The organism is Brevundimonas sp. (assembly GCF_016742135.1).
In the GTDB taxonomy this organism is placed as follows: Bacteria; Pseudomonadota; Alphaproteobacteria; order Caulobacterales; family Caulobacteraceae; genus Brevundimonas.
In genome coordinates this window covers 229,049-253,489 of sequence record NZ_JACVCG010000003.1, presented here as the reverse complement: position 1 = coordinate 253,489, position 24,441 = coordinate 229,049, and the positions used below count along the sequence as shown (strand labels likewise).

Annotated in this window: 27 protein-coding genes; 8 read left to right on the top strand and 19 right to left on the bottom strand. The window is 67.6% G+C overall.

What is annotated here, in order from left to right; genetic code table 11:
* Nucleotides 1-13 precede the first annotated feature (13 nt).
* Nucleotides 14-1,267, top strand: a complete 1,254-nt coding sequence (locus tag IBJ06_RS08105; protein ID WP_292159035.1) for a UbiH/UbiF/VisC/COQ6 family ubiquinone biosynthesis hydroxylase — start codon at nucleotides 14-16, stop codon at nucleotides 1,265-1,267.
* Here IBJ06_RS08105 and IBJ06_RS08100 read toward each other — a convergent pair.
* Genes IBJ06_RS08100 through IBJ06_RS08085 form a run of 4 tightly spaced genes read right to left on the bottom strand, consistent with a single transcriptional unit; the run spans nucleotide 1,264 to nucleotide 3,683 of the window.
* Nucleotides 1,264-1,458 carry a Trm112 family protein gene (locus tag IBJ06_RS08100; RefSeq protein WP_123288092.1) on the bottom strand — a complete coding sequence of 65 codons (195 nt, stop codon included), beginning with the start codon at nucleotides 1,456-1,458 and terminating at the stop codon, nucleotides 1,264-1,266. The genes IBJ06_RS08105 and IBJ06_RS08100 overlap by 4 nt on opposite strands.
* 46 nt (nucleotides 1,459-1,504) lie before the next feature.
* Complete coding sequence (locus IBJ06_RS08095; protein ID WP_292159033.1) at nucleotides 1,505-2,161, bottom strand: LON peptidase substrate-binding domain-containing protein; 657 nt, start codon at nucleotides 2,159-2,161, stop codon at nucleotides 1,505-1,507.
* A 10-nt stretch (nucleotides 2,162-2,171) separates the two neighbouring features.
* On the bottom strand, nucleotides 2,172-3,086 hold the full coding sequence (gene trxA / locus IBJ06_RS08090; RefSeq protein ID WP_292159030.1) for a thioredoxin: 915 nt from the start codon (nucleotides 3,084-3,086) through the stop codon (nucleotides 2,172-2,174).
* A complete protein-coding gene (locus IBJ06_RS08085; RefSeq protein ID WP_292159028.1) occupies nucleotides 3,087-3,683 on the bottom strand; it encodes a prolyl-tRNA synthetase associated domain-containing protein in 597 nt (198 codons plus the stop codon). It lies immediately after the preceding gene.
* Nucleotides 3,684-3,762: 79 nt separating this feature from the next.
* Here IBJ06_RS08085 and IBJ06_RS08080 point away from each other — a divergent pair, with 79 nt between their 5' ends.
* On the top strand, nucleotides 3,763-4,503 hold the full coding sequence (locus IBJ06_RS08080) for a DUF6065 family protein (protein ID WP_292159026.1): 741 nt from the start codon (nucleotides 3,763-3,765) through the stop codon (nucleotides 4,501-4,503).
* Nucleotides 4,504-4,527: 24 nt separating this feature from the next.
* On the opposite strand, the gene IBJ06_RS08075 is transcribed toward IBJ06_RS08080, so the two are convergent.
* The 10 genes from IBJ06_RS08075 to IBJ06_RS08030 all read right to left on the bottom strand — a co-directional run bounded on the left by IBJ06_RS08075 (nucleotide 4,528) and on the right by IBJ06_RS08030 (nucleotide 13,524).
* Nucleotides 4,528-5,076 (bottom strand): hypothetical protein, encoded by a 549-nt coding sequence (locus tag IBJ06_RS08075; RefSeq protein ID WP_292159024.1) that lies wholly within the window; start codon nucleotides 5,074-5,076, stop codon nucleotides 4,528-4,530.
* A gap of 150 nt (nucleotides 5,077-5,226) precedes the next feature.
* On the bottom strand, nucleotides 5,227-5,868 hold the full coding sequence (locus IBJ06_RS08070) for a LysE family translocator (RefSeq protein ID WP_292159023.1): 642 nt from the start codon (nucleotides 5,866-5,868) through the stop codon (nucleotides 5,227-5,229).
* Nucleotides 5,869-5,898: 30 nt separating this feature from the next.
* The gene (locus IBJ06_RS08065) at nucleotides 5,899-6,465 is read right to left on the bottom strand and encodes a sugar transferase (protein WP_292159417.1); all 567 of its coding nucleotides are present in this window, start codon (nucleotides 6,463-6,465) and stop codon (nucleotides 5,899-5,901) included.
* Nucleotides 6,466-6,527: 62 nt separating this feature from the next.
* Nucleotides 6,528-7,217 carry a PIG-L deacetylase family protein gene (locus IBJ06_RS08060; RefSeq protein WP_292159021.1) on the bottom strand — a complete coding sequence of 230 codons (690 nt, stop codon included), beginning with the start codon at nucleotides 7,215-7,217 and terminating at the stop codon, nucleotides 6,528-6,530.
* A complete protein-coding gene (locus tag IBJ06_RS08055) occupies nucleotides 7,201-8,997 on the bottom strand; it encodes a glycosyltransferase family 4 protein (protein WP_292159019.1) in 1,797 nt (598 codons plus the stop codon). The genes IBJ06_RS08060 and IBJ06_RS08055 overlap by 17 nt, the downstream gene beginning before the upstream one ends.
* A gap of 51 nt (nucleotides 8,998-9,048) precedes the next feature.
* Complete coding sequence (locus IBJ06_RS08050) at nucleotides 9,049-9,378, bottom strand: HigA family addiction module antitoxin (RefSeq protein WP_292159017.1); 330 nt, start codon at nucleotides 9,376-9,378, stop codon at nucleotides 9,049-9,051.
* 10 nt (nucleotides 9,379-9,388) lie between these two features.
* Entirely contained in the window at nucleotides 9,389-9,670 is a 282-nt protein-coding gene (locus IBJ06_RS08045) for a type II toxin-antitoxin system RelE/ParE family toxin (protein WP_292159015.1), read from the bottom strand.
* A gap of 205 nt (nucleotides 9,671-9,875) precedes the next feature.
* On the bottom strand, nucleotides 9,876-11,522 hold the full coding sequence (groL, locus tag IBJ06_RS08040) for a chaperonin GroEL (RefSeq protein ID WP_292159013.1): 1,647 nt from the start codon (nucleotides 11,520-11,522) through the stop codon (nucleotides 9,876-9,878).
* Nucleotides 11,523-11,576: 54 nt separating this feature from the next.
* Complete coding sequence (gene groES, locus IBJ06_RS08035; protein WP_123288102.1) at nucleotides 11,577-11,864, bottom strand: co-chaperone GroES; 288 nt, start codon at nucleotides 11,862-11,864, stop codon at nucleotides 11,577-11,579.
* A 136-nt stretch (nucleotides 11,865-12,000) separates the two neighbouring features.
* Nucleotides 12,001-13,524 carry a tetratricopeptide repeat protein gene (locus IBJ06_RS08030; RefSeq protein WP_292159011.1) on the bottom strand — a complete coding sequence of 508 codons (1,524 nt, stop codon included), beginning with the start codon at nucleotides 13,522-13,524 and terminating at the stop codon, nucleotides 12,001-12,003.
* Between the two features lie 159 nt (nucleotides 13,525-13,683).
* Here IBJ06_RS08030 and IBJ06_RS08025 point away from each other — a divergent pair, with 159 nt between their 5' ends.
* The gene (locus tag IBJ06_RS08025) at nucleotides 13,684-14,157 is read left to right on the top strand and encodes a hypothetical protein (RefSeq protein WP_292159009.1); all 474 of its coding nucleotides are present in this window, start codon (nucleotides 13,684-13,686) and stop codon (nucleotides 14,155-14,157) included.
* A 3-nt stretch (nucleotides 14,158-14,160) separates the two neighbouring features.
* Here IBJ06_RS08025 and pgi read toward each other — a convergent pair whose 3' ends face one another.
* Complete coding sequence (gene pgi, locus IBJ06_RS08020; protein ID WP_292159008.1) at nucleotides 14,161-15,795, bottom strand: glucose-6-phosphate isomerase; 1,635 nt, start codon at nucleotides 15,793-15,795, stop codon at nucleotides 14,161-14,163.
* A gap of 146 nt (nucleotides 15,796-15,941) precedes the next feature.
* Here pgi and IBJ06_RS08015 point away from each other — a divergent pair, with 146 nt between their 5' ends.
* Nucleotides 15,942-16,424: a hypothetical protein gene (locus IBJ06_RS08015; RefSeq protein ID WP_292159006.1), complete on the top strand. Its 483-nt coding sequence runs from the start codon at nucleotides 15,942-15,944 to the stop codon at nucleotides 16,422-16,424.
* A gap of 23 nt (nucleotides 16,425-16,447) precedes the next feature.
* Here the strand turns inward: IBJ06_RS08015 and IBJ06_RS08010 are convergent, their stop codons facing one another.
* From IBJ06_RS08010 to IBJ06_RS07995, 4 genes are all read right to left on the bottom strand, one after another.
* Entirely contained in the window at nucleotides 16,448-17,107 is a 660-nt protein-coding gene (locus IBJ06_RS08010; protein ID WP_292159004.1) for a thioredoxin family protein, read from the bottom strand.
* Between the two features lie 38 nt (nucleotides 17,108-17,145).
* Complete coding sequence (locus IBJ06_RS08005) at nucleotides 17,146-19,332, bottom strand: thioredoxin family protein (protein ID WP_292159002.1); 2,187 nt, start codon at nucleotides 19,330-19,332, stop codon at nucleotides 17,146-17,148.
* Nucleotides 19,333-19,428: 96 nt separating this feature from the next.
* Nucleotides 19,429-19,896: an OmpA family protein gene (locus IBJ06_RS08000; RefSeq protein WP_292159000.1), complete on the bottom strand. Its 468-nt coding sequence runs from the start codon at nucleotides 19,894-19,896 to the stop codon at nucleotides 19,429-19,431.
* 98 nt (nucleotides 19,897-19,994) lie between these two features.
* Nucleotides 19,995-20,342, bottom strand: coding sequence for a YMGG-like glycine zipper-containing protein (locus IBJ06_RS07995; RefSeq protein WP_292158998.1), 348 nt, complete (start codon nucleotides 20,340-20,342; stop codon nucleotides 19,995-19,997).
* Nucleotides 20,343-20,531: 189 nt separating this feature from the next.
* Here IBJ06_RS07995 and IBJ06_RS07990 point away from each other — a divergent pair, with 189 nt between their 5' ends.
* From IBJ06_RS07990 to purH, 4 genes are all read left to right on the top strand, one after another.
* Nucleotides 20,532-20,864, top strand: coding sequence for a hypothetical protein (locus IBJ06_RS07990; RefSeq protein ID WP_292158996.1), 333 nt, complete (start codon nucleotides 20,532-20,534; stop codon nucleotides 20,862-20,864).
* A 51-nt stretch (nucleotides 20,865-20,915) separates the two neighbouring features.
* Entirely contained in the window at nucleotides 20,916-21,869 is a 954-nt protein-coding gene (locus IBJ06_RS07985) for a diacylglycerol kinase family protein (protein ID WP_292158993.1), read from the top strand.
* Nucleotides 21,869-22,747: a metallophosphoesterase gene (locus IBJ06_RS07980; RefSeq protein ID WP_292158991.1), complete on the top strand. Its 879-nt coding sequence runs from the start codon at nucleotides 21,869-21,871 to the stop codon at nucleotides 22,745-22,747. Before IBJ06_RS07985 ends, IBJ06_RS07980 begins: the two co-directional genes overlap by 1 nt.
* 91 nt (nucleotides 22,748-22,838) lie before the next feature.
* Nucleotides 22,839-24,440: a bifunctional phosphoribosylaminoimidazolecarboxamide formyltransferase/IMP cyclohydrolase gene (gene purH / locus IBJ06_RS07975; protein ID WP_292158989.1), complete on the top strand. Its 1,602-nt coding sequence runs from the start codon at nucleotides 22,839-22,841 to the stop codon at nucleotides 24,438-24,440.
* Nucleotide 24,441: the final 1 nt, after the last annotated feature.

Genomic DNA, 24,441 nt, shown 5'->3' with positions numbered 1-24,441 from the left:
GCGACAAGGGACCATGAGCGAGATTGCCGACACCGATGTCCTGATCGCCGGCGCGGGCCTCGCCGGGGCCAGTCTGGCGCTGGCGCTGGCGCGCGATGGGTTCGACGTGACCCTGGTCGATCCCCAGCCGTTCGAGGCCCAGCTGGCCCCGACCTTTGACGGCCGCTCGACTGCCATTGCCTTTGCCACCTACCGGATGCTTCACACCCTGGGGCTGGGCGAGGATCTGGCGCCCCATGCCTGCCGCATGGACCGCATTCTGGTGACCGACGGACGCCGGCCCGGGGCCTCGGCCAGGGCGCCTGATCCGGCCTATCTGCGCTTTGACGCGGATGAGATCGGTGACGCCACCGGCGGCGAACCGCTGGGCTATATGGTCGAGAACCGCCGCCTGCGGGTGGCCCAGGCCCGGGCTCTGGCTCAGACCGATGTGACCATCCGGGCCCCCGTCGGGGTAAGGGCGGTCGAAACGGGGCTGGGTCGTTCCCTTGTCACCCTCAGCGACGGATCACAGGTGCGGGCCGCTTTGGTGGTCGGAGCCGAGGGCCGCCGGTCGGTGGTGCGCGACGCAGCCGGCATCGGCGTGATCCGGCAGCCCTATGGCCAGAGCGGCGTGGTCGCCACCGTCCGCATGGCCGAACCCCACGGCAATGTGGCCCATGAATATTTCCTGCCGGGCGGCCCCTTCGCCATCCTGCCCCTGACCGATCAGCGCGCCAGTCTGGTCTGGACCGAGCCGACGCGGGCGGCCGAGGCCCTGCGCGGCGCGTCCGACGCCGCCTTTCTGTCCCACCTGAACCGGCGCTTCGGGGATTTCCTCGGGACAGCCCGGCCCGAGGGCCCGCGCTTCGTCTATCCGCTCGAGCTGAGCCTGGCGACCGCCATGGTCGCGCCGCAGATCGCCTTGATCGGCGATGCCGCCCACGGGGTGCATCCGGTCGCGGGGCAGGGACTGAACATGGGGCTGAAGGACGTGGCCGCCCTGACCGAGGTGCTCGCCGACGCCCGCACGCTGGGCGAGGACATCGGCGCCGAGCCGGTGCTGGAGCGATATGCCCAATGGCGGCGGTTCGACACGGTCGCCCTGACGCTGGCCTTTGATGCCTTTGTGCGGCTGTTCTCGAACGATATCGCCCCGGTCCGCGCGGTGCGTGACCTCGGCATGGCCGCCGTCAACCGCATTGCCCCCCTGCGCCGGGCCTTCATGCATGAAGCGGGCGGCGCCACAGGCGACCTGCCAAAACTCCTGCGGGGAGAGGCGGTCTAGTCCAGCGCCCGCGCTTCGCCGACCAGAAGGATCGGCACGCCGTCGCGGATCGGAAAGGCCAGTTTTGCCCCCTTCGACACCAGCTCCTGACGGGCCCGGTCATAGGCGAGCGTGCCGCGTGTCACGGGACAGACCAGCACCTCCAGCAGGCGCGGATCCACGGTCGAGGGGGTGTTGAAACTGTCGCTCATCCCGCGATCATAGAAGTGGCAGCGGCCGCGTCCAGACGGATGCGACCTATTGCAGCGAGGGCGGCGTATCCTCACCGCTGTCCGCCGCATTGATGCTCAGCAGGGTGGTCAGGGCCCTGGCCCGGGCGGTCAGATCCGCAGCCTCGACCAGCGCCTGTTTCTCGGCCACCTCGAACGGCAGGGCCATGCACAGGCTGTTGACCAGGGCCTCGGCGGGGGCGTCGCGCGCCGCATCCCAGTCGATCTCCAGCCCCCGGTGTTCCAGAAACAGGCGGAGCGACTCCAGCAGAGCCGGGCGGCCAATCGCGGCGCTCGACGGGGCCGGGATCAGGTCGGTGGCATAGGGCTGAAAGTCCGCCCGCACCTGTCGGTAAGGGGATCGGGCGGGAATTTCCTCGGCGATACGAAACCGGCAGATGCCCGTCAGGGTGATCATATACCGTCCGTCCGGGGTCTCGGCGAAATTGGTGATGCGCCCGACGCAGCCGACCGGGGCCAGGGCCGGGTTGTCCGCCGGCCCACCGGTGGTCTGCACCATGCCGACCAGGCGGTCGCCGGCCATGGCGTCATCGATCATGTTCAGATAGCGCGGCTCAAAGATGTTGAGCGGCAGCTGCCCCCGGGCCAGCAGCACCGCCCCGTCCAGCGGAAAGACGGGAATGACCTGAGGCAGGTCGCCAGCCTTGACTATGCCCTGGGCCAATGCGCCATCCCTATGAGAACAACAGCGACGACAGGCGCCGCCGTCCGTCCCTGGCCACGTCGGAATTCTGCCCCGCCGCCTCGAACACGGTCAGCAGTTGCTTGCGCGCCGCCTGATCGTTCCATTCCCGGTCGGCCTTGACGATATCCAGCAGCTGATCGACCGCTCCGGCCAGGTCGCCCCGGGCGGCCAGCACGCCGGCCAGATCAAAGCGCGCCTGATGGTCCGCGCGGTCGGCGGCAATCTTCGCCTTCAGGGCCTCGACCTCGCTGTCGTCGGCCACCTGGGCCCCCAGCGACAGCTGCGCGCGGACGCTCTGGATATCGGGATCGGTCGAATTCGGGCCCGCCATGGCCAGGGTCTGAAGCGCCTGCTCGCGGTCTCCGTCGGCCAGATAAACCCGCGCCATCCCGGCGATAGCCTTGGCATTGTCGGGCTCCAGCGTCAGCACCTGGGCAAAGGCCTGGGCCGCCCCGCCCAGATCGTCGAGCGACAGGGATTCCGCCCCCAGCGCCAGCAGTTGATCGACGTCGGAATTGCCGCTCTTGCCGCCGGTCAGCTTGTCGATGAAGGCCTTCAGCTGGCTCTCGGGCACCGCGCCCTGGAAGCCGTCGACCGGCTTGCCGTCGACAAAGGCATAGACGGTCGGGATTGATTGCACGCGCAGCTGGCCCGCATAGGCCGGGTTCTTGTCGACATCGATCTTGACCAGGGCGACGGCGCCACCGGCGGCGCGCACGGCCTTTTCCAGCATCGGCGTCAGCTGGCGGCACGGCCCGCACCAGGTCGCCCAGAAGTCGACGATGACCGGCCGGCTTCTCGACGCCTCGACCACCTGCTTCATGAAGCCCGCGTCCGAGCCTTCGACGATCAGATCGTCGGTGCTGGAGTGGCCGTTCGACTGTGCGGGATCGATCAGGGACATTCAGGCTTCCTCGGCAGGGGACAGGGCTTTATCCGCCACATGGTCATGGGGCACGGGATCGGCAACCGGGTCAACGATGCGCGGTCCCTCTTCACCAGTGAAATCGATGATCAGGGGCGTCCGTTCCAGCCGATCGAGGAAACGCCGGAAATCCGTCTGGTCCAGCGCCGTCGTCGCCGTATTGGTCAGGGGGTGAAAATTGACCACATCGGCCGTCCACAGGGCCCGGTCCAGCACGAACTGCACCCGCCCCTCTGTGTCATTGACCAGACCCAGCGCCGTCACCGACCCCGGTGTCACGCCCAGCGTCTCGACCATGGCCTCCTCCGGGGCGAACGACAGCCGGTCCGAGCCCAGCAGCTTCGCCAGCCGCTTCAGGTCGATGGTCGTGTCCTGACGCGCACTGACCAGCCACAGCTGACCGCCCCGGCCCTTCAGAAACAGGTTCTTGGTGTGGGTCCCGGGCAGAGCGGCTTTGATCGCATGGCCCTGATCCACCCGGAACACCGCCGGATGATCATGGGTGCGGGGGGCCAGACCCGCCTCGGCCATCCAGTCCAGCAGGCGGTCACGGTCAAAGGGGGCAGCAAGGCTCATTCCGCCATCATAGGTTTTGACCGCGTGCGGGGCCACCGGATAGGAGAGGGGCTGAGCCAATCTGAACCGGAGGTCCAAGGTGGAACTGGAGTGCTATCCGATGACGGCGCGGCCGCCGGACATGGTGCCGGGGCGACAGTCGCGCGCCTGGATGGACGCCTTTGCCAGCCGCCACCCCTATCGCTGCCTGCCGCTCAACATGGCCAACACCACGGGCTGGGAGATCCTGTGCCCGGTCGGCTTCACCGCCGAGTGGAACGGCGGCCCGCGTCAGGAAGACATCCGCATCACGCCCGAGCGGGTCAATTCCGACCTCAGCCACTTCGTCACCTCGCATTTCTCGCGCGGCGTGCTGACCATGCATCCCCAGTATATGTTCCGCACCCCGCCGGGCTGGCAGATGATGGCCACCGGCGCGCCCAATCACGTCAAGGACGGCATCCAGGCCCTGACCGGCCTGATCGAGACCGACTGGCTGCCCTTCCCCTTCACCATGAACTGGATCTTCACCCGCCCGGGCAAGATCACCTTCGAGCGGGGTGAGCCGTTCTGCTTCATCACCCTGATCGAGGCGCGCAAGGTCGAGGACTTCCAGCCCGTCATCCGCTCGCTGGAGTCCAACCCCGGCATGAAGGACCAGTTCGAGGCCTGGAACCGCCAGCGGACCGACTTCAACCAGCGCCTGGCCAGGGGCGACCCCGAGGCCGCCAAGGAGGCCTGGCAGCGCTACTACTTCAAGGGTGAAATCCCCGAGGCGCTGGGCAATGCGCCCGACACCCACGCCAACAAGCGGCGCCTGAAGACACCCCGACTGGGCTGACCCGGCCGGGGCGCTCCGGTCGTTCTAGCGCGTCACGCGCGGGGCCAGGTTCGAGATCACATCGCGCGCGTCAAAGGCGTTGGGGTCGCCGGCGGGCTTGGGTCCCCGGCCCATGATGATTTCCGAGGTCGCCTCGAAGCGGTCGATCTGGCGGACATTGATGTCGTTCCAGTACGGGTCGTACCGGCTCCAGGCCCCGCCGCGATAGAAGCGCCAGTAGGGGCTCCAGCCCCGGTAATAGGGATCATAGAAGGGGTCGCGCGTGCCGACATAGCGGGTGTCGCGGTCCGTGGTCCGCTCGACCGTGGCGAACCAGTCATAGCCCTCCTGCACCGTCAGCTCGGCGGCGCGCAGCAGCAGCGCCATCTCGACCTGCTCGCGCGAGGTCACGGAGTTGCCGGCAAAGGCCACGCGGAAGCGGTTGGCCTCCAGGCGCTGCTCGGCATAGCCGCCGGCGCGTCCGGGCTGCATGGGGCCATAGGGGGTCGGCGTGGCACAGGCCGCGACCGCGAGCGCCAGGGCGCTGGTGGCCACCACCAACAGGGCGGGTCGGCGAATGTTCGAGCGAGGCATGATGTCCATCTCCGAAAGCGAGGGCGTCCGCATAACAGGTGCGCGCACCCGTCATCCAAAACAAGGGGTTGGCTGTGGCCCAGCCAGGCACTTTCCACCTGAACGACGCCTGAACGGCCCCGGTTCCGCCTCCCGGCCCTACAGCCGCCCCTAAAGCCTTAGCCCGATCAGCACCGCCGCCGCCAGCAACAGCACTCCGACCCCGGCATCAAACCCGCGCCGGAACCCCGGCGCCGTCATCCGCCGCGCCAGCGCCGCCCCGCCCAGGCCATAGGCATTCATGGTGATCATATCCATGCCGACGGTCGCCAGCGCGAACAGCGCCAGCTGCGGCCCCAGCGGCCGCCCCACATCCACAAACGGCGGCAGCACGGCGGTAAAGAACAGCACCGCCTTGGGATTGGCCAGCTGCACCATGAAGCCGTCAAAGAAGGCACTGCGCCCCAGCGTCAGGCTCGGCCGCTCGGGCTTCCCCGGCGCCGCGCCCCGCACAGCCCCCCACAGGGCCTTGCTCCCCAGCCAGGCCACATACAGGGCCCCGCCCACGGCGATCACCCGGAACGCCGCCGGAAAGGCCAGCACCAGCGCCCCCAGCCCCAGCGCCGCCGCCGTGAACCACACCAGGGTCGCCAGACTCATGCCCAGCACCCCGACCACCACGGCCCGCCGCCCGCGCGCCATGCCATTGGCGATCGAGAACAGATTGGCCGGCCCCGGTGTGATCGCCAGCACCGCCATCACCCCCAGAAAGGCCGCATACCGCTCAGGATCGACGGGCAAGGCATAGGTCATGCCGCCCGATGGATGAGGGGGAGGGAGCGGTCAATACGCTCCATCACCTTTTATGACGACCCCAAATGTTCGGATCAGAATGCCAATGTCCAGAGCGACACTTCGGCGGTTTACGTATCGATGGTCGAGGCGCCCCATCATCTTGATAGGGAGATTGCTGCGTCCCGAAACCTGCCAAAGACCAGTCATCCCGGGCTTGAGGGTGCGACGTGCCGCGCGGTCTGCTGGCGACATACAATTCACCATGACCGTGGGCATGGGGCGAGGACCAATCAGGTTCATTTCCCCCTTCGCGACGTTTAGGAGCTGCGGTAGTTCATCGATGCTGAAGCGACGAGCGATCTGAGCGGCGGGGCCGGCGATTCGAGGATCATTAGTAACGAAGCCGTACCTTCGCCAGTGTTCCTCGGCTCCATCTGCCTTTTCAAGCAAGGAAATCAGGTTATATTCTGCATTCGGAATCATAGTGCGCAGTTTAAGCATTTTGAACTCAGCACCACCGCGCCCTTCGCGAACGGATGCATGAAGGAGGGGGCCGGGAGAGCGGATTTGAACTAGTATTGTGAAGGGCAAGGCGATCAGTATAGCCGGAGCCATAAGGAGAACAGCGAGGGGACGCTGAAAGACCTCCCAACCCTTTAATATGAGACCTGTCACGTTCAGACTCGTACGAGCCTAAGTATCCGGAATCGCTCGGCATAATCGACCCCGGCCTCCATGCCCCTCAAAGCGGCCAAGCGTTTCGATGCCTCGATCGACGTAGGGTGTGGATACTCACGTATTTGGGTCTCGTACGCCGATAGCGCGGCAAGTTTTACGTCGATTGTCGCGCTGATGTTTACAAGGAAGTCGCCCCCCGCGCCCATTGGGGATTGCCACCCCGGACGAGTGCCCTCGTACGTTGCGATCAATGAGGGAGTGTTGTTTGAGCCAAGCCTAAAGGCACCCAATGCGGCCTGATGGGTGAGGGTATGGTCCAGATTGTGGCTTGGCTCAGGGATGTAGCATTCGTCGTAGGCCTGCTCGGACAGCACCTCGTCTAGCGCCGAAACAAGATGAAGCATTGGTAGTGCTTCCAAGTGGATTTCGAGCCCTGGGAACAGCACCCTTGTACCGCAGACGCCCAGAATCTTCGATGCCGCATGTATCTCTTCAAGGCGTTGATCCAGTGAAGCCTCAACAGCCAAATGATAGTTGTGAACGCCGCCAGCGGCCATGATTATGATCGTGACAAGCGCCCCTTCAGCGCCGGCCCGCGCCACCATGCCACCGCAACCTAGAACCTCGTCATCGCCGTGAGGGGCAATGACGAGAACTTTTTTGCGACTCGATTCACGGATGCTCGCCATCATTGCCCCCGCCACTCATGACGTTCGTCGTGATTACCCATTCAAAAGGCCCCCTCAAAACTTGGTGGTGATGACCGGGGGCGCTGGCCAAGAGTTGGGCCTGTCTTAGGGATAGGATGCTGAATGGAATCCCGAGGCCCTTGAACCATACCCACCTGATCCAGTTGCGAACGTGATGCCGCGGAACGGTAGCCACTACTTTTCTTAGCGAGCGCTCCCGCAAGCGCCTGAAAGCGTCGATGGGGGAGAGGGCATAGTCGAGAAGGCCGATTGCGAGAACCGTTTCAAACTTGGTGGCACCGTCAAGTGAATCCCCGCAAATGGGCCTCACTTCATCGGCCCTGCCTGAAAGCACTTGAGAAGCCATGTCTGTTGACCATGCACAAATATCCTCAAGCTGAATCAGGCGCGGCCGTCCTGCGACAAGAGATGACAGCACGACGCCATCCCCGCATCCGGCATCCAAAACTGTGGACTTGTCTAGGTCCCCGACAACGCTGCGCAGAATTCGTATACGCTCCTTATCGGCATGTCGAAAAATTAGAGAACCTAACCGCGATGCGCGGTCGGGGTAAAAGCGACTGAAGTATCGCTCTCTTCGTATCGAGAGCATTCTCGTCTTCTCTTGGGTCAATGAACTGTAGATCGAAAGGATCTGGGGGACGGTGACGCGCTGGTCGAAAAGTCGGAGCGCACGTGTTCGGCCCGCTAGGCCGTATGCTGCGCGCAGTTCTCGAGAGCGAATGAGCTTGCCCAATGCATCGGCAATCTCGTTCACGGAGCCGGGCTTGACGAGCAGCCCATTCACCCCATGCTCGACGACGTCCCGGCATCCGGGAGCGTCCGTCGTCACGATGCACCGGCCCGCCGCTGCCGCCTCTGTCAGGGCCTTCGGCAAACCCTCGGCGTGGCTGGGTACGCAGACAATGTGACATTCGGAAAGAAGGGTCGCGACATCGGTGCGATGACCTAGCCATTGAACGGTGCCCTCCGTTTGCCACCGGACTAGCTCGTCCTGGGTGACTGCTGCCGCACTTCCCTCATCCAGCCCTCCTGCTATCAGGAACCGCGCGTCGGGGAACTCTAACCTCAGCAGTCGGGCGGCGCAGACGTACTCGACAATTCCCTTGCTCCGGAGAAGCCGGCCGAGAAACAAGACTTTTATAGGCCCTTCGGGCTCCGGGGTCGGACTGAAGAGATCGCAATCGACACCGGCGCCAGCCACAATCTGTGAGCGGTCCCTGTGCCGCTTGAAAATAAGGCAGTTTCGACGCTCATCATCGTTCTGGGCTATCAGAACCGCCTTTTCCGAAAGGCTAAGCGCTATGCCCCAGCGGATAACGTGACGAGCAATGCGGTTTTTCAGCCCCGACATTGTCTCGGGCGCCCCGATACCGCCCCTTGCCAGAACTGTTGGAATCCCGAGAACGCGCCCCGTCAGACCGCCCAGAACACAGGCCTTCGGGCCCAAGGTATGAATCAAGGTTGGTCGCAGTCGCCTGCACAGCCTGAAAAGTGCAGCCAGACTTGCAATTTCCCGGACGGGGTGCCCGATGGTTCGCACCAGATCGACGCGGTGCACGGTTATTCCGGGGTGGTCGATTGCATCCTGATCGAGGCCAATGGGCGCTGCGACGTGCACCTCCCAGCCCTCTGCCATAGCTGATCGGGCGAGCGGCAGCCTATGACTGATGAAGTAGCGACCCGGAACAACGACGAAAAGGATTCGTCCGAGTTTGGAGTGTGTCGTTGATTTCAGGTTTCCCTCTCCCTGCCTCAATCAACTATATACAAACTTCACCGCAGGACGAGTTCAGGCGCGCTGGCTATCCTACGCCGCCCGCAATGGCACAATCTTCGCCAACTCATCCCGCGCCGCGATCGCCGCCTTTGACAGGTCGTGCTGGGTCTGGAGGTTCATCCAGAACTCGGCCGTGGTGCCGAACACCCGCGCGAGGCGCAGGGCGGTGTCCGAGGTGACCGGCTGTTGCTCGCGCACCAGCCGCTCGATCCGCGTGCGGTCCTTCAGCCCCATGGCGCGGGCCAGGGCGCCGGGCGTCAGGCCATAGTCGGGCAGGAAGTCCTCGCGCAGATGCTCGCCCGGATGGGCCAGGGGCTCGGCGAAGGCGGTATAGTCGTGAGCGGGCTCGGGCGCGGTCATGCCGGTGTCCTCAGTGATAGTCCACGAACTCGACCTGCTCCGGGCCGTGGTCGCCCCAGACGAAGCAGATCCGGAACTGGTCGTTGACGCTGATCGACCACTGTCCGGCGCGGTCGGCGCCCAGTCTGTGCAGCCGGTGGCCCGGCGGCACGCGCAGGTCCTCGACGGTGGCCGCGGCGTCCAGCCGCTCCAGACGCCGCCGCGTCGCCCGGACCAGATCGGCCGGAAACCCCTTGGGCGCACGGCCTTCGAAGACCAGCCGTGCGTCGCGGGATTTCCAACTCCGGATCATAGCATGGTGTAGCGCGACGCGCTACGCTTTCTGGCGGATGGGCCCATAACGAACAAAACAGGAACACAGATACGCGAACCGGGCAACGAAAAAAGCGCCCCGGTCTCCCGGAGCGCCTCTTCTGTCTCAGCGATGAACCGCCGGACGTCCCGGCTCGGCCTCGGGAGGCGCTGAGGTGCCCCCCTCGTTGGCCGGGATGACGGACTTAAAAGTCCATGCCGCCCATGCCGCCCATGCCGCCCATGTCGGGGGCGCCGCCGGCCGAGGCCTTCTTGGGGGCGTCCGCCACGGCGGCTTCGGTGGTGATCAGGATGCCGGCGACCGAGGCCGCGTCCTGCAGGGCGGTGCGGACCACCTTGGCGGGGTCGATGACGCCCATCTTCACCAGGTCACCATATTCCTCGGTCTGGGCGTTGAAGCCGAACGAGGCGTCCTTGTTCTCCAGCACCTTGCCGACCACGATCGAGCCCTCGACCCCGGCGTTTTCCGAGATCTGACGGATCGGGGCCTGGATGGCGCGGCGGATGATGGCGATGCCGGCGGTCTGGTCGGCGTTGTCGCCGGTCAGGCCTTCCAGCGCCTTGGTGGCCTTCAGCAGGGCGATGCCGCCGCCGGGCACGATGCCTTCTTCCACCGCGGCGCGGGTGGCGTTCAGGGCGTCGTCGACGCGGTCCTTCTTCTCCTTGACCTCGACCTCGGTCGAGCCGCCGACGCGGATGACCGCGACGCCGCCGGCCAGCTTGGCCAGACGTTCCTGCAGCTTCTCCTTGTCGTAGTCCGAGGTGGTGTCCTCGATCTGGCGCTTGATCTGGGCGATGCGGGCCTCGATGGCGGCCTTCTCACCCACGCCGTCGACGATGGTGGTGTCGTCCTTGGTGATGGTGACCTTCTTGGCGCGGCCCAGCATGTCCAGGGTGACGTTTTCCAGCTTGATGCCCAGGTCTTCCGAGATCACCTGGCCGCCGGTCAGGACGGCGATGTCCTCCAGCATGGCCTTGCGGCGATCGCCGAAGCCCGGCGCCTTGACGGCGGCGACGCGCAGGCCGCCACGCAGCTTGTTGACCACCAGGGTGGCCAGGGCCTCGCCCTCGATGTCCTCGGCGATGATGACCAGCGGACGGCCCGACTGCACCACGGCTTCCAGGATCGGCAGCATGGCCTGCAGGCTGGAGAGCTTCTTCTCGTGGAGCAGGATCAGCGGCTCCTCGAGGTCGGCCTCCATCTTGTCGGCGTTGGTGATGAAGTAGGGCGACAGGTAGCCGCGGTCGAACTGCATGCCTTCGACGACGTCCAGCTCGGTCTCGGCGGTCTTGGCCTCCTCGACCGTGATGACGCCTTCATTGCCGACCTTGTCCATGGCGCGGGCGATCATTTCACCAACTTCGACATCGCCATTGGCGGAAATGGTGCCGACCTGGGCGATCTCCGAATTGGCCGAGACCTTCTTGGCGTTGGCCTTGACCTCGGCCAGCACGGCGGCGACGGCCTTGTCGATGCCGCGCTTCAGATCCATCGGGTTCATGCCGGCGGCGACCGACTTCAGGCCTTCCTGGACGATCGACTGGGCCAGCACCGTGGCGGTGGTGGTGCCGTCACCGGCCTTGTCGTTGGTCTTGGAGGCGACCTCGCGGATCATCTGGGCGCCCATGTTCTCGAAGGCGTCTTCCAGCTCGATTTCCTTGGCGACCGAGACGCCGTCCTTGGTCGAGCGCGGGGCGCCGAACGATTTCTGGATGACGACATTGCGGCCCTTGGGCCCCAGGGTGACCTTCACCGCATTGGCGAGGATGTTGACGCCGCGCAGCATCTTGTCGCGCGCATCGGTGTTGAACTGTACGATCTTGGCAGCCATGGAGGCAGCTCCTGTGTGTTGATTTCGTTGAAGAAGGGGGGTCGACGCGAGTGCTTAGGACAGCACGCCCAGAACGTCGGATTCCTTCATGATGATCAGGTCTTCGCCGTCGATCTTGACCTCGGTGCCCGACCATTTGCCGAACAGGATGCGGTCGCCGGCCTTCAGCTCGAGCGCATTGACCTTGCCGCTGTCGTCACGGGCGCCGGGGCCGACGGAGACGACTTCGCCTTCCTGGGGCTTTTCCTTGGCGGTGTCGGGGATGATGATCCCGCCCTTGGTCTTGGATTCTTCTTCCACGCGCTTGACCAGCACGCGGTCGCCGAGAGGACGAAACGCCATCTGTGGTATCTCCCTTTGGAATGGTCTCCCGACCGGCGCTTTGGCAGCCGCAGGGCGAGAGTGCTAATGCGGCCTGCAGGTAGGGGGGCAGCCCCCGGCCCGTCAAGGGGCGCGGCGCGGCACGCGGCAGAAATTTCTAGCGCGCGGCGGTGTCGGCCAGCTGATCCGCCCGGTCCCAGCTGGCCCGGACCTGCTGGGCGAACAGCGGCGCGGCCCGGCGCAGGGGGTCGCCGCCCTCAAGCCCAAGGCCGCTCCGCGCGAACAGGTCCCGCCGCGCCGGACGGATGACGGCCAGCGCCTCGCCCGGGCGGTCCCGGTCCGACAGGAAGTCCGCCATGCTTTCCGCCAGCCTCACGGCCTCGGGATGGCCGGGGGCCAGCCGCGCCGCGACGATCGCCTGGGCCCGCCGGTAGAGGACCTCGGCCTCGGCATGATCCCCGGTCTCCGCCAGCGCCCACGCCCGCTCTTCCAGGGTGGTGACCAGGTCCGGGCTGTCGGCACCCAGTCCCTGTTCCAGCACGGCCAGGGCCTCGGCAAACAGCGGCAGGGCCTCGGCATGCCGCCCCTGTCCAGACAGGGTGATGGCCAGATTGGCGCGCGCGATGCCGGTGAAGGGATGCTCGGGCCCGGCCAGCTCGACCGCCATGGCCAGCGCCCGCTCGAACACGGGCTGGGCCTCCACGTCCCGGTCCGCCAGATGCAGGTACCAGCCGTAGTTGTTCAGCAGCTGGGCCAGCAGGAAGGGGTCTCCCACGCCCTCCGCGATGCCGACCGCCCTGGCATAAGCAGCCCCCGCCTGATCCATCCGCCCGGTGCGCCGCAGCACATTGCCCAGATTGCTGAGCACCAGCGCCACCGTGTCGCTGTCCCGGCCATAGGCGACCTCATAGATGCCCAGCGCCCGGCGAAAGATCGGCTCGGCCTCGGCGAACCGGCCCTGGGCCATCAGGGCATTGGCCAGCTGGTTCATGGTGTCGGCGGTCAGCGGGTCGTCCGGCCCCAGCAGGTCCAGTCGCAGGCCCAGGCCGATCCGCGCGGCGCTTTCGGCCTCGGCGAAGCGGCCCAGCGCGTCCAGCGCCCGGCCTTCCTCGAAAAGCAGTTCGGCGATGGTGGCCGTGTCGGCCCGGTCCGCCAGCAGGGCCCGGGCCCGCGCGATATTGACCAGCGCCGCCTCATACCGTCCCTGGATGTAATACAGCCGCCCCTGGATCTGCAGCGGCTTGACGAGGGCGGGGTCGGCAGGACCCCGGGCCTGTTCGATCACGCTGACGGCCCGGAGCAGGGCCTGCTCCGCCTCGGCCGCGCGGTCGGTGGCCAGACGCAGGCGCGCCGTCTCGATCCAGGCGTCAGAGGCCTCGACCGGCCGGCCCAGCGCCGAAAAAGCCTCGGCCGCCTCGACAAAGCCCGCTTCCGCGACGGCCAGGTCACCGGCGTCGCGGGCCGCGACCGCCCGCTCAAGACGCTCCCGTGCCAGCGCGTCAGGCGCGGAGACCCGTATGTCGGTGCGCTCATCCACCGGGGGCGGCGGGGGCGGTGGCGGCGGGGGCGGGGCCTCCTGCGCCAGGGCCGTCTGCGCCAGCGCCATGGCGGCGATCATGACCCCGCCCGCCAGCAGGGCCTGTCCGAGGCGACGACGAAGGAACCGGATCGGGGACAGCATGGCCCGCCAAGGTGCGCCGAACGGCGTTCCGAGACAAGCCCGCCGCCGACCTCCCGGCAGATGAACACCGGATGAACGGACCCCTCCCGGCACGTTCAGGCGCAAAGGGGCATGCTCAGGCCACGAACCATATCCGATCCATCAGGAAAGGCTGATTTCATGACCCGCACCCTTGCTCTCCCGACCGACCCCGCCCGCCGCACCGCCACAGCCGGTGCCCTGACCGCCGGGCTTCTGGCGCTGGGCCTGATGGTGGCCAGCCCGGCCTCGGCCCAGAGCTATCGCTACGACCGCCATCCGGACCGCGACCGGTCCTCCAGTGGCCAGGACGCCCTGCTGGGGGCCGCCGTCGGCGCCGTGGCCGGTGCCATCATCGGCAACGGCGAGGGCGAATATATTCTCGGCGGAGCGCTCGCCGGGGCCGCCATCGGGGCCACCGCCAACCGCGGCAATGACTGCAACTACTATCGCGGGGGCCGCTGCTACCGGAACCAGGGCCACTGGGAACGCGAACACGGGATCAACAGTCGTGACCCGCGCTACTATGGCAATGACCGTCGCGACCAGCGCTACGACCGTCGCTATGATCGCCGGAATGACCGTCGCGACTACCGCTACGATCGCCGCTGGTAAGCGTCAGACCAGTCGCTCAAATAACGACCGCGTGGACGGGTCCCAGGTCTCTGGGGCCCGTTTTTCGTGGGCCGCGCCCAGCACCCGTTTGGCCAGCACCTTGCCCAGCTCCACCCCCCACTGGTCAAAGCTGTTGATGTCCCAGATCACGCCCTCGACGAAGGTCTTGTGCTCATAAAGGGCCAGCAGGGCGCCCAGCGCCTGCGGCGTCAGCCGGTCGATTAGCAGGGTCGTCGAGGGGCGGTTGCCCGGAAACGCCCGGTGCGATGCCAGCCGCTCAGCCGCGTCCCGGTCCATTCCCTGATCGATCATGTCGGCGAGGGCGGCCTCGGCCGACCGCCCGCGCATCAGGGCTTCGGCCTGGGCGACCGCATTGGACCACAGGGGCGCGCCGTCCCGGCCCTCCATCGTCTGTCGCACCACGACGAATTCGGCGGGGACGATCTCCAGACCCTGATGCAGTTGCTGGAAAAAGGCATGCTGACCATTGGTACCGGGCTCACCGAATACCACCGGCCCGGTGCCGCGTGTCGCCGGCGACCCATCACGGGTCACGCCCTTGCCGTTCGACTCCATCTCCAGCTGCTGCAGAAAGGCCGGCAGCCGTCTCAGCCCGTGGGCATAGGGGGCCACCGTCCGCGCCCGCCGCTTCAACCCCTCGGCATTATAGACCTGGGCCAGCGCCATCAGCACGGGCGCATTGTAGGCCAGCGGGGCCTCGAGGAAGTGCCGGTCCATCTCGCTCGCCCCGGCCAGCAGGCCGCGAAACGCCTCGCCGCCCAGCCCGATCACACAGGACAGGCTGACCGCCGACCACAGGGAATATCGCCCGCCGACCCAGTCCGAGAATCCGAACACCCGGCCGCAACCGAAGGCCTCGGCCTTGTCGGGCGCCGCCGACACCCCGACCAGATGCCGCCGCAGGCCGTCTTCCGGCAGGGCGGCGGCCAGCCAGTCACGCGCCAGCGTGGCATTGGCCAGCGTCTCCTGGGTCGTGAAGGTCTTCGACACCACGATCACCAGCGTCGAGGCGGGGTCCAGCCCGATCAGGGCTTCGGCCATCTCCCGCGGGTCGATATTGGCGACGAACCGCACCTCGATGGCGGGATCCAGCGGCCTCAAAGCATCCCATACCAGACGCGGCCCCAGATCCGACCCGCCGATGCCGATATGGACCACCGCCCGGAACCGTTCGCCTGTCGCGCCGGCCTCTTCACCGGCCCGGATCGCCTCGGCATACGCCACCATCTGGTCGCGCACCTGTTCCACCTGGCGCGAGATCGGCGTGCCCAGCGCCTCGAAATGCGCCCCGTCGGGGGCGCGTAGCGCCGGATGCAGCACCGCCCGGCCCTCGGTGGCATTGACCGCCGCCCCGTTGAACAGGGCCCGCTTCCAGTCGCCCACATCACAGGCCTCGGCCAGCGCCAGACAGGCGTCCAGCCCGTCTGTGGTAAAGGCCTGTTTCGACAGGTCGAGCGTCAGGCCCGCCACCTCCAGCGTCAGTCGCTCCACCCGCCCGGCCTCATGATCGAACAGGGTCTCGATCCGGGCGGCCCCGTCCCGCGCGGCGACGGCCTCGAACCGGGACCAGGCCTCGGCCCGGCGTTTCGGGTCGGTAACGGGCAGGGCGATAGACATGGGCGACTCCGGATCAGGGGGTAGGCGTCAAGGGCTCGTTTACGGCTGGGGCGTAAACCGGTGCAATCCCCAAGGTCGCCCCGATTCGGGCGGCGGCCTGACGATTGATGTCACTGAAGGGCGTTCTGGCGCCCGGAAAGGTTCCCATGTCCTGCGGACTGGCCCTCGCGACCGCCCTCCTGCTCACCAACCCTGACGTGGCCCTGGCGGCCTCGGTCGACCCGGCTACCGTGCCCGCCGACCTGACCGGTCTGGCGTCCGAGCCCCTGTTCATCGACATCGTCTCCCGGTCCGGCCGGCTCAAGAGCGTGGCCGAGGGCTGGGCCGCAACCGGCGCCATCCATACGCCCGGCTTCCTGGGCGGCAGCGAATGGCTGAACTTCCGCACCGAGGCCACCGCCCTGGGTGAGCTCAATATGCAGGGTCATCTGATCCTCAAGTCGCGCGAGAGCGAGGGCGACATGACCTGCATCCTGCGTGGCCTGTCCGAGGACCTGCCGGTCCGTCTGGCCGATATGGAGGCCGCCGACACCGCCGGTGCCCGCGACCTCGCCCTGGCCGAACTGGTGCATCTGTTCGACGACAACATCGCCGTCATCACCAGCCCGGCCCAGACCTTTCCCGAGTAGTGGCCCTCCCGGGATAGGGGCCGTTACGCCCCTTCCAGCTCGTCCGCATATTTGATCGAGCATCCATAGGGCGTGGCGAACGGTGTCGCGACCGGACGGCCCGCCTCCATGTCCGTCAGGGCGGCGCGGACATAGTTGTTGGCCCCTTCCAGATCCTCGATCTTGTTGGTCGGGCGATCATCGATCCCGCCGACGAACAGCAGCCGCCCTTCCGGATCGATGACCCGCATGTCCGGGGTGGTCTTCGCATCATAAAGGCGGCCGACCGTGCCTTCCGGGTCCAGCAGCAGATGGGTGGCGGCAGCGTTGTTGCGCGATTGCCATTCCCGCGCCGCATCCCCCTCGACATAGCCCTGCTGACCGGGGGCCGAAGAAATGATGGTCAGCCACACCACGCCATCGCCCGTTGCCTCGCGTTGCAGGGCCTGCATGGCACCCGACTCATAGTGCTTCTGGACATAGGGACAGCCCTCATTGGTCCACTCCAGAACGACCGTCCTGCCGCGGAAATCGGCCAGGCTGCGTTCCACCCCCTCGGCATCGACCAGGGTAAAGGCCGGGGCCATGTCGGCGGCCGATGCCTCGGCCGTCTCCGTCGACCCGGTCTCGGGGGCTTCGGTCGCGGGGCTACAGGCGGCCAGAAGGGCCAGGGCGGCACCGGTGGCCAGCAGTCGGATGATCATCGCAGTCTCTCCGTCAGGGTGGGCAGGAAGTCAGAACCTCATGAACCGGCCTCGCGGATCGCTTCCGCGACCAGTCCCGGCGTCAACAGTTGCGGCAAAACACGGGGGGCCTCCGTGCCCGGCGCATACAGCAGATACAGCGGAACGCCCGACCGACCGTGACGCTCCAGTTCGCGCGTAATGGCGGGGTCACGCACCGTCCAGTCGCCGACCAGATAGAGGGCGTTCGCCGCGTCCAGTGCCGCCCGGACCTGACCGGACGACAGCGCCACCCGCTCATTGATCTTGCAGGTCACGCACCAGTCGGCGGTGAAATTCACCAGCACGGGGCGTCCATCGGCCCGCGCCGCCGCGACCGCCTCCTCCGACCAGATGCCGGCCTCGGGGCCCGCCTCGACCGATGCCGGGGCCACCGTCGGTGCCGTAGGCTCCATCCGGCTGACAAGCACCAGAGCCGCAAGGCTTCCGACCAGCGACAGGGCCGCGAGGACCAGGGCCCAGCGCCCGGCCCCCGCCTGCCGCGTGCCCCACAGCCACAGGGCGAAGGCCAGCATCAGCCCGGCGATCAGGCCCAGCGCCAGCACCTCACTGCCTGCCTGCCGCGCCGCCACCCACGCCAGCCACAGGGCGGTCGCATACATGGGAAAGGCCAGTAGGCCCTTCATCCGGTCCATCCACGGCCCCGGGCGGGGCAGGCGCGCCAGCAGCGCCGGGCTGAACGCCACGACCACGAACGGCAGGGCCAGGCCCAGCCCCAGCATCAGGAACACGATCAGGGCCGCCCCCCACGGCATGATCAGGGCCGCCCCCAGCGCTGCGGCCATAAACGGGGCGGTGCACGGCGCGGCCACGGCCACGGCCAGCACGCCGGTGAAAAAGGCGCCCGTGCCGCCGGGCAGGCGCGACAGCCGCGCTTCGCCCACGGTCTGAAGGGACTGGCCGACATGATAGACGCCGGACAGGTTCAGCCCGACCGCCAGCGTCAGCAGCGACAGCCCCACCACCACGACCGGGCTCTGCAGCTGAAAGCCCCAGCCGACCGCCTCGCCCGCCGCCCGCAGCCCCAGCATCAGCCCGGCCAGCAGCAGGAAGGTCACCAGCACCCCGGCCAGGAACATCAAACCGTCCCGACGCGCCTCATGCGGGGCGTGCGCCGCCCGGGCCAGCGCCGCTGCCTTCATCGCCAGAATGGGAAACACACAGGGCATCAGGTTCAGGATCAGGCCGCCGACCAGCGCCAGAAGGGCGGCCTGGATCAGGGTGGCGACCTCGAACGGCCTCGCGGAATCGCCATTTGTGGCCGCCAGTGTGCCGCTTCCGCTGATTCCGCCCGGCAGGGGCCCTGGCTCGGCGATGATCTCGAACGCGCCCCGTCCGGTGGTTATGACCCCCCCGACTGGCCCGGCGAGCCCGCCTGCGCGAACCTTGCCGCCGGGTGCGAGGGTCAGGCTCAGCCCCTCCGGGCCCCAGGTGCCGGGCTGGGGCGCGGCATGGTCGATGATTCCGCCCTCAAACGGAAAGAAATAGACCGGCCCGGGACCCTCCGGCCCCCGAACGGCGTCGCCGGTCACGGCCAGCGTCAGGCCGCCGTCGTCGCCACGCACGATCCGCGCGCTCAGCCCGGCGGGCCGGGGCGAGGACTCCAGCACCGCCTGGATGGCGCTGGCATGGCGGGTCTCCAGCGGGGTCTGGTCCGCGGCCCCGACCGGCAGGCGCAGGCCCAGCGTCAGCTCATCCGGCACGCACATCTCGGCGCTGCACACCAGAAACAGGGCGGTCACCGACAGGTCCAGCGTCCGGCCCGGCTCGGCATCCGCCGGAACCGTGATCGGCACCGGCAGATAGACGACGTCCGAATAGCCGTAGTTCATCAGCCCCGACAGCGGCTGGCGCTCCGGCAGGGGCCAGACGATCTCGCCCGCTTCCCAGCCTTCCGGCAGGCGCCAGTCGAGCGTGGTCGCCCCGCCCGAATCCCCGGGGTTTCGCCAATAGGTGTGCCAGCCGGGCTCGATGTCCTGACGCACGGCCAGGATCAGCGTCGATCCCGGCGTCGCGCTCGCGGTCATCGACACCAGTTCGGCCGTGATCCGTTCGGTCGCGGCGGGTCCCGTGGACGAGGGGGCTTCCTGCGCGGGCGCGCTGACCGCCGCGAGCGTCAACCAGCCACCCATGAGGAGGGCCAGCAGGGCCCCGGACAGGGATTGTGATCGGCGCAGACTCTTCACCCGGTTCCTCGTCATCAGTCGGAGAAGGCGCACCCTAGACGGCGAGGACCCGCCGGGTCACGCCCCCCGGGTCCGGTCTGCGACCTCGGGTCGCGGCTATCGGCGCGGCACGGCCTCGACGATGACCTCGGTCCGGCGGCGCAGCGGCTCGGACCGGCCGTCGGCGGTCACCGCTCCGGAATCGCCCACCACCGCGATCTCGAACGCCGGCAGGGGCCAGCCTTCAGCCTCAAGCGCCGCGGTCACGGCGATCGCGCGCCGCTCCGACAGGGTCTGGTTGGCGGGCGATGATCCGGTGGCCGAGGCCAGGCCGATCACCTGCACCTTGCGGATATCGCAGTCCTTCAACTGGTCGGCGGTCAGACGGATCGCCTGGCGCGCCGGCTCCGTCAGCTGCGCCTGTCCCTCACCGAAATAGATGTCGAACCGCTTGGCGGTACAGGTCGTGGGCGCGGCGACCAGTTCGCTCCGGTCCCGGAACACACCCGACCCTTCGCACCCCGCCAGAGCAAGGGCCGCGGCCCCCGCGACGGCCATGAAACCCGGTCTCGACATCGATGACATGATCAGCTCCCACCCAACAGGCTCCCACCCTAACAGAAAAAGGCGGCCTTCCCGCATGGAAAGACCGCCTCTTGCTTCAGATTTTCAGTCCGCGATCCTTACCGCGGCGGGTTCCGGCGCGTGCCGTTTTCCCAATAGCAGTCGCCTTCCGGGTAGCAGTAGTAATACGCACCGCGCTGCTGGTCGTAGGCGCGACGCTGGTTGGCGCGGTCCTCGGCGGAACCGCGAATGGCCCCGGCCGCGCCGCCGACCACGGCACCAATGGCCGCACCGCGACCGGCATTGCCGTCGCCGACATTGTTGCCGATCACCGCACCGGCCACGGCACCGATGGCCGCGCCGGCCGCGCCCTGCCGGACGGTCTGGTTCGGATTGCCATACGGATCACTGGCACAGGCGGCGGTCAGCAGGCCCGCGGCCGCAATGGCGAAAATTGCCTTCTTCATCGTCAATCCCTTTTCCCTTCAGTTCGCCCCCGGGGTGAGAACGCTGGAATACTGCCCCGGTTCCTCGACTATATATCGCATTAAGACTGTATTAAGGTCCGGGAAGACGGCGGTCGGGGGGATGTTTGTGCCGCCGACGCTCTCGAACGTAGGGGGTTTTAGCGTATGCGGTTCAATCAGATCACTCGTATGTCGGAGGGGGATGCTGGCCCGGTCTGGGCCCGCAAGAAGCGCCGGTCCGGTGCCGGTCTCTCGGGCCTTATCGGCTTCATCATCACGCTTCTTGCCGTGTTTGGAGCCCTGACGATCGCGCTCGGCATCAAGGAACAGTCCCTTGCCGGGGGCGGGGCCGTGCTCGATGGCTGGATCACCCGGGGCGTCGACGGCGCAAGGGGTCTGGTCGGTCAGACCCCGGAGGCGGCGGAGACCGTCGCGGACGAAGCCGGAAATCTGGCCGAAAAGACGGGTGAGGCCCTCGAGACCGGTGCCGAAACGACGGCGGACGCGTTGCGCAACCCCTGAAGGCCCGCGCCTGCGGTGGAACGCCATGGCGGGTCGGCACGTTGACCGGCCATGGCTGAAACCTTGACCGTAGACGAGTCATCGCCTGCGCGGATGCTGACGACCGCCGTGCCGCTGGACTCCATCGTGGTCCTGGTCAATCCGCTGTCGGGCGGGGTCGGGGCCACCGCCGTGGCCGAGGTCGAGGCGATCCTCGCCGATTATCCCCTCCGCGCCACGATCATCGCCCTGGAACCCGACCGGTTCGAAGCCCAGGTGGATGAGGCCTTTTCCACCGGCGCCGACGCCCTGTTCGTTCTGGCCGGCGACGGGACGGCCGGTACCATCGCGGCGCGCGCGGGGCCAGACGGCCCCCTGGTCGCGCCCCTGCCCGGCGGCACCATGAACATGCTGCCCAAGGCGCTGTACGGTACCGGCGACTGGAAGGAAGCCCTGCGTCGCGCCCTGGAAACCGGCATCGAAGTCCCCGTCGCCGGGGGCCGCGTGGTCGATGCGGCCGACTCTCGCCCCTTCTTCTGCGCCGCCATTCTGGGGGCGCCCGCCTTGTGGGCTCCGGCGCGCGAGGCGGTTCGCACCGGACGGCTCCGGCTGGCCTGGCTTTACGGACAGAGGGCCCTGCGCCGGGCCTTCAGCGGACGGCTGCGCTATACCTTGGTGGGACATCACCCCTCGCGTGCCGAGGCCCTGGTTCTGATCAGCCCCACCATCTCGCGGGCGGTCGATGCCGCAGAAGGTCTGGAGGCCGCCGCCATGAATACCGCCGGGGCGGCCGAAGCCTTTCGCCTGGCGGCCCACGCCCTGTTTGATGACTGGCGGCGAGACCCGGCGGTCCGCACCCGCACAACCCGCTATGCCAGCGTCTCGGCCCGTTCGCGCATCCCCGCCGTGATTGACGGCGAGCCGACCCTGCTGGACGCCGAGGCCGAGGTGATCTTTGACGCCGTCGCCTTCCGCGCCCTTGCCCCCGCCCCCGAACCGGAAGCAAATCCGGAGGGCGAGGTCTGATGGGACGGCTCATCCAGATATCGGACATTCATTTCGGCTGTGAGATTCCGGACGCGGTCGCGGCGACTCATGCCCTGCTGCATGACACGCGGCCGGATCTGACCCTGATCACCGGCGACATCACCCAGGTCGGGGCCCGGTCCGAATTCGTCGCCGCCGCCCGCTGGATCGAAAGCCTGCCGACGCCGGTGTTCGTCACCGTCGGCAATCACGACGTGCCCTATTGGGACCTGATCGCCCGCGTCTTTCACCCCTGGACGGCGTTCGAGGCGGCGGTGGGTCATCCGGCCCATGACCACCAGTTCAGCGCCCGTCTGAGCCACACGGCCCTGATGGTGCGCGGCATCACCACGGCGCGCGGCTGGCAGGCCCGTCTGAACTGGTCCAAGGGCGTCATCGATCTGGACCAGACGGCCCGCGCCGCGGACGCCCTGACGCGGGCTCCGGCGGGGGCGCTCCGGATCGTGGCCGTCCATCACCCCTTGATCGAGATGGAGGGAGCGCCCGTCACCGGTGATGTGAAGCGGGGACGCAAGGCGGCCCAGCTGTTCGCCGACGCCGGCGTCGATCTGGTCCTGAGCGGTCACGTCCATGTGCCCTTCGCCCTGCCGATCCAGCTGGGCGACCACAGGTCCTATGCAGTCGGCTGTGGAACCCTGTCGCACCGGCTGCGGGGCGTACCCCCCAGCATCAACCGTATCGAGTGGGACGACGAGACCATCACCGTCACGGTTCTGGCGTTCGATGGACAGGCCTTTGTCGAGGACAAGACCTGGACGCTGTCGCGCCGTCAGGATACGCGCCGCGCCGAGACCGCCCCCCGGCCCGAAGCGATTGCCGAGGAAGTCCGACAGCTGGTCGAGCAGGATCCGGGCTGAGCGGACGGGCCGGTTTTGCGCGGGCGTCCGGGCGGTGCTAGACGCGCGGCCAGTCCCGCCCTCCCCGCGCCTTTCCAGACCGAGCCCCGCCATGCCCGCTGCTCCCGACTTTCCGCCCGCCCCCGATGCCGTACGCCCGGTCCGCGCCCTGATCTCCCTGTCCGACAAGGCGGGGCTGGAAGACGTCGCCCGGGCCCTCCACGACCTTGGGGTGGAGCTGGTATCCACGGGCGGCACCCGCGCCGCGATCGACAAGGCCGGCCTGCCGGTGCGCGATGTGACCGACCTGACGGACTTTCCGGAAATGATGGACGGCCGGGTCAAGACGCTGCACCCGGTGGTGCACGGCGGCCTGCTGGGCGTCCGCAACGCCCCGACCCATGCCGAGGCCATGGATCAACACGGCATCGGTCCGATCGACATCGCCTGGATCGATCTCTATCCCTTTGAATCCACCGTTGAGTCAGGCGCGGGTTTCGAGGCCTGTATCGAGAACATCGACATCGGCGGCCCGGCCATGATCCGCTCGGCGGCCAAGAACCACGGCCATGTCGCCGTCTGCGTTGACCGCGAGGCCATGGATCAGGTCATTGCGGCCCTGACGGCCGACGGCGCGACCTCTCTGGCCTTGCGGAAACAGCTGGCCGCCCGCGCCTTTGCCCGCACCGCCGCCTATGACGCCGCCGTCAGTGGCTGGTTCGCCGACCGGGTCGAGGATGCGGCGCCGGTCCGAAAGTCCATCGCCGGCACCCTGGCCCAGACCCTGCGCTATGGCGAAAACCCGCACCAGACGGGCGCCTTCTACCGCACGGCCGACCGCCGGCCCGGCGTCGCCAATGCCCGTCAGCTGCAGGGCAAGGAACTGGGCTACAACAACATCGCCGATGCCGACGCCGCCTATGAGTTGGTGGCTGAGTTCGCTGAGCCGGCCTGTGTGATCGTCAAGCATGCCAACCCGTGTGGCGTGGCGGTCGGGGCAGACCTGTCGAGCGCCTATCAGCGGGCCCTGGCCTGCGATTCCGTGTCGGCCTTCGGCGGGGTGGTCGCGGTCAACCGGCCTCTGGCCGAGGCGGACGCGCGGCTGATCACCGACATCTTCACCGAGGTGGTCATCGCCCCCGGCGCCGATGAAGCGGCGCTGGCCGTCTTTGCGGGCAAGAAGAACCTGCGCCTGATGCTGACCGACGGCCTGCCCGATCCGATGCAGGCGGGATCGGTGTTCCGCTCGGTGGCCGGAGGCTTCCTCGTCCAGTCGCGCGATCTGGCGCGCATCACGCCGGCCGACCTGACCATCGTCACCAGGCGCCAGCCCAGCGACGAGGAGGTGCGGGACATGCTGTTCGCCTTCACCGTGGCCAAGCACGTCAAGTCCAACGCCATCGTCTATGCGAAGGACGGCCAGACGGCGGGGATCGGCGCGGGCCAGATGAACCGCCGCGACAGCGCCCGCATCGCCGCCATCCGCGCCCGCGAGGCGGGAGAGGCCCAGGGTCTGCCCTCGCTGGCCGAGGGCTCGGCCTGTGCGTCGGAGGCCTTCTTCCCCTTCGCCGATGGTCTGCTGGAGGCGGTCGCCGCCGGGGCCACCTCGGTCATCCAGCCCGGCGGCTCGATCCGCGACGCCGAGGTGATCGCCGCCGCCGACGAGAAGGGCATCGCCATGGCCTTTACGGGGGTCCGTGTCTTCCGGCACTGAT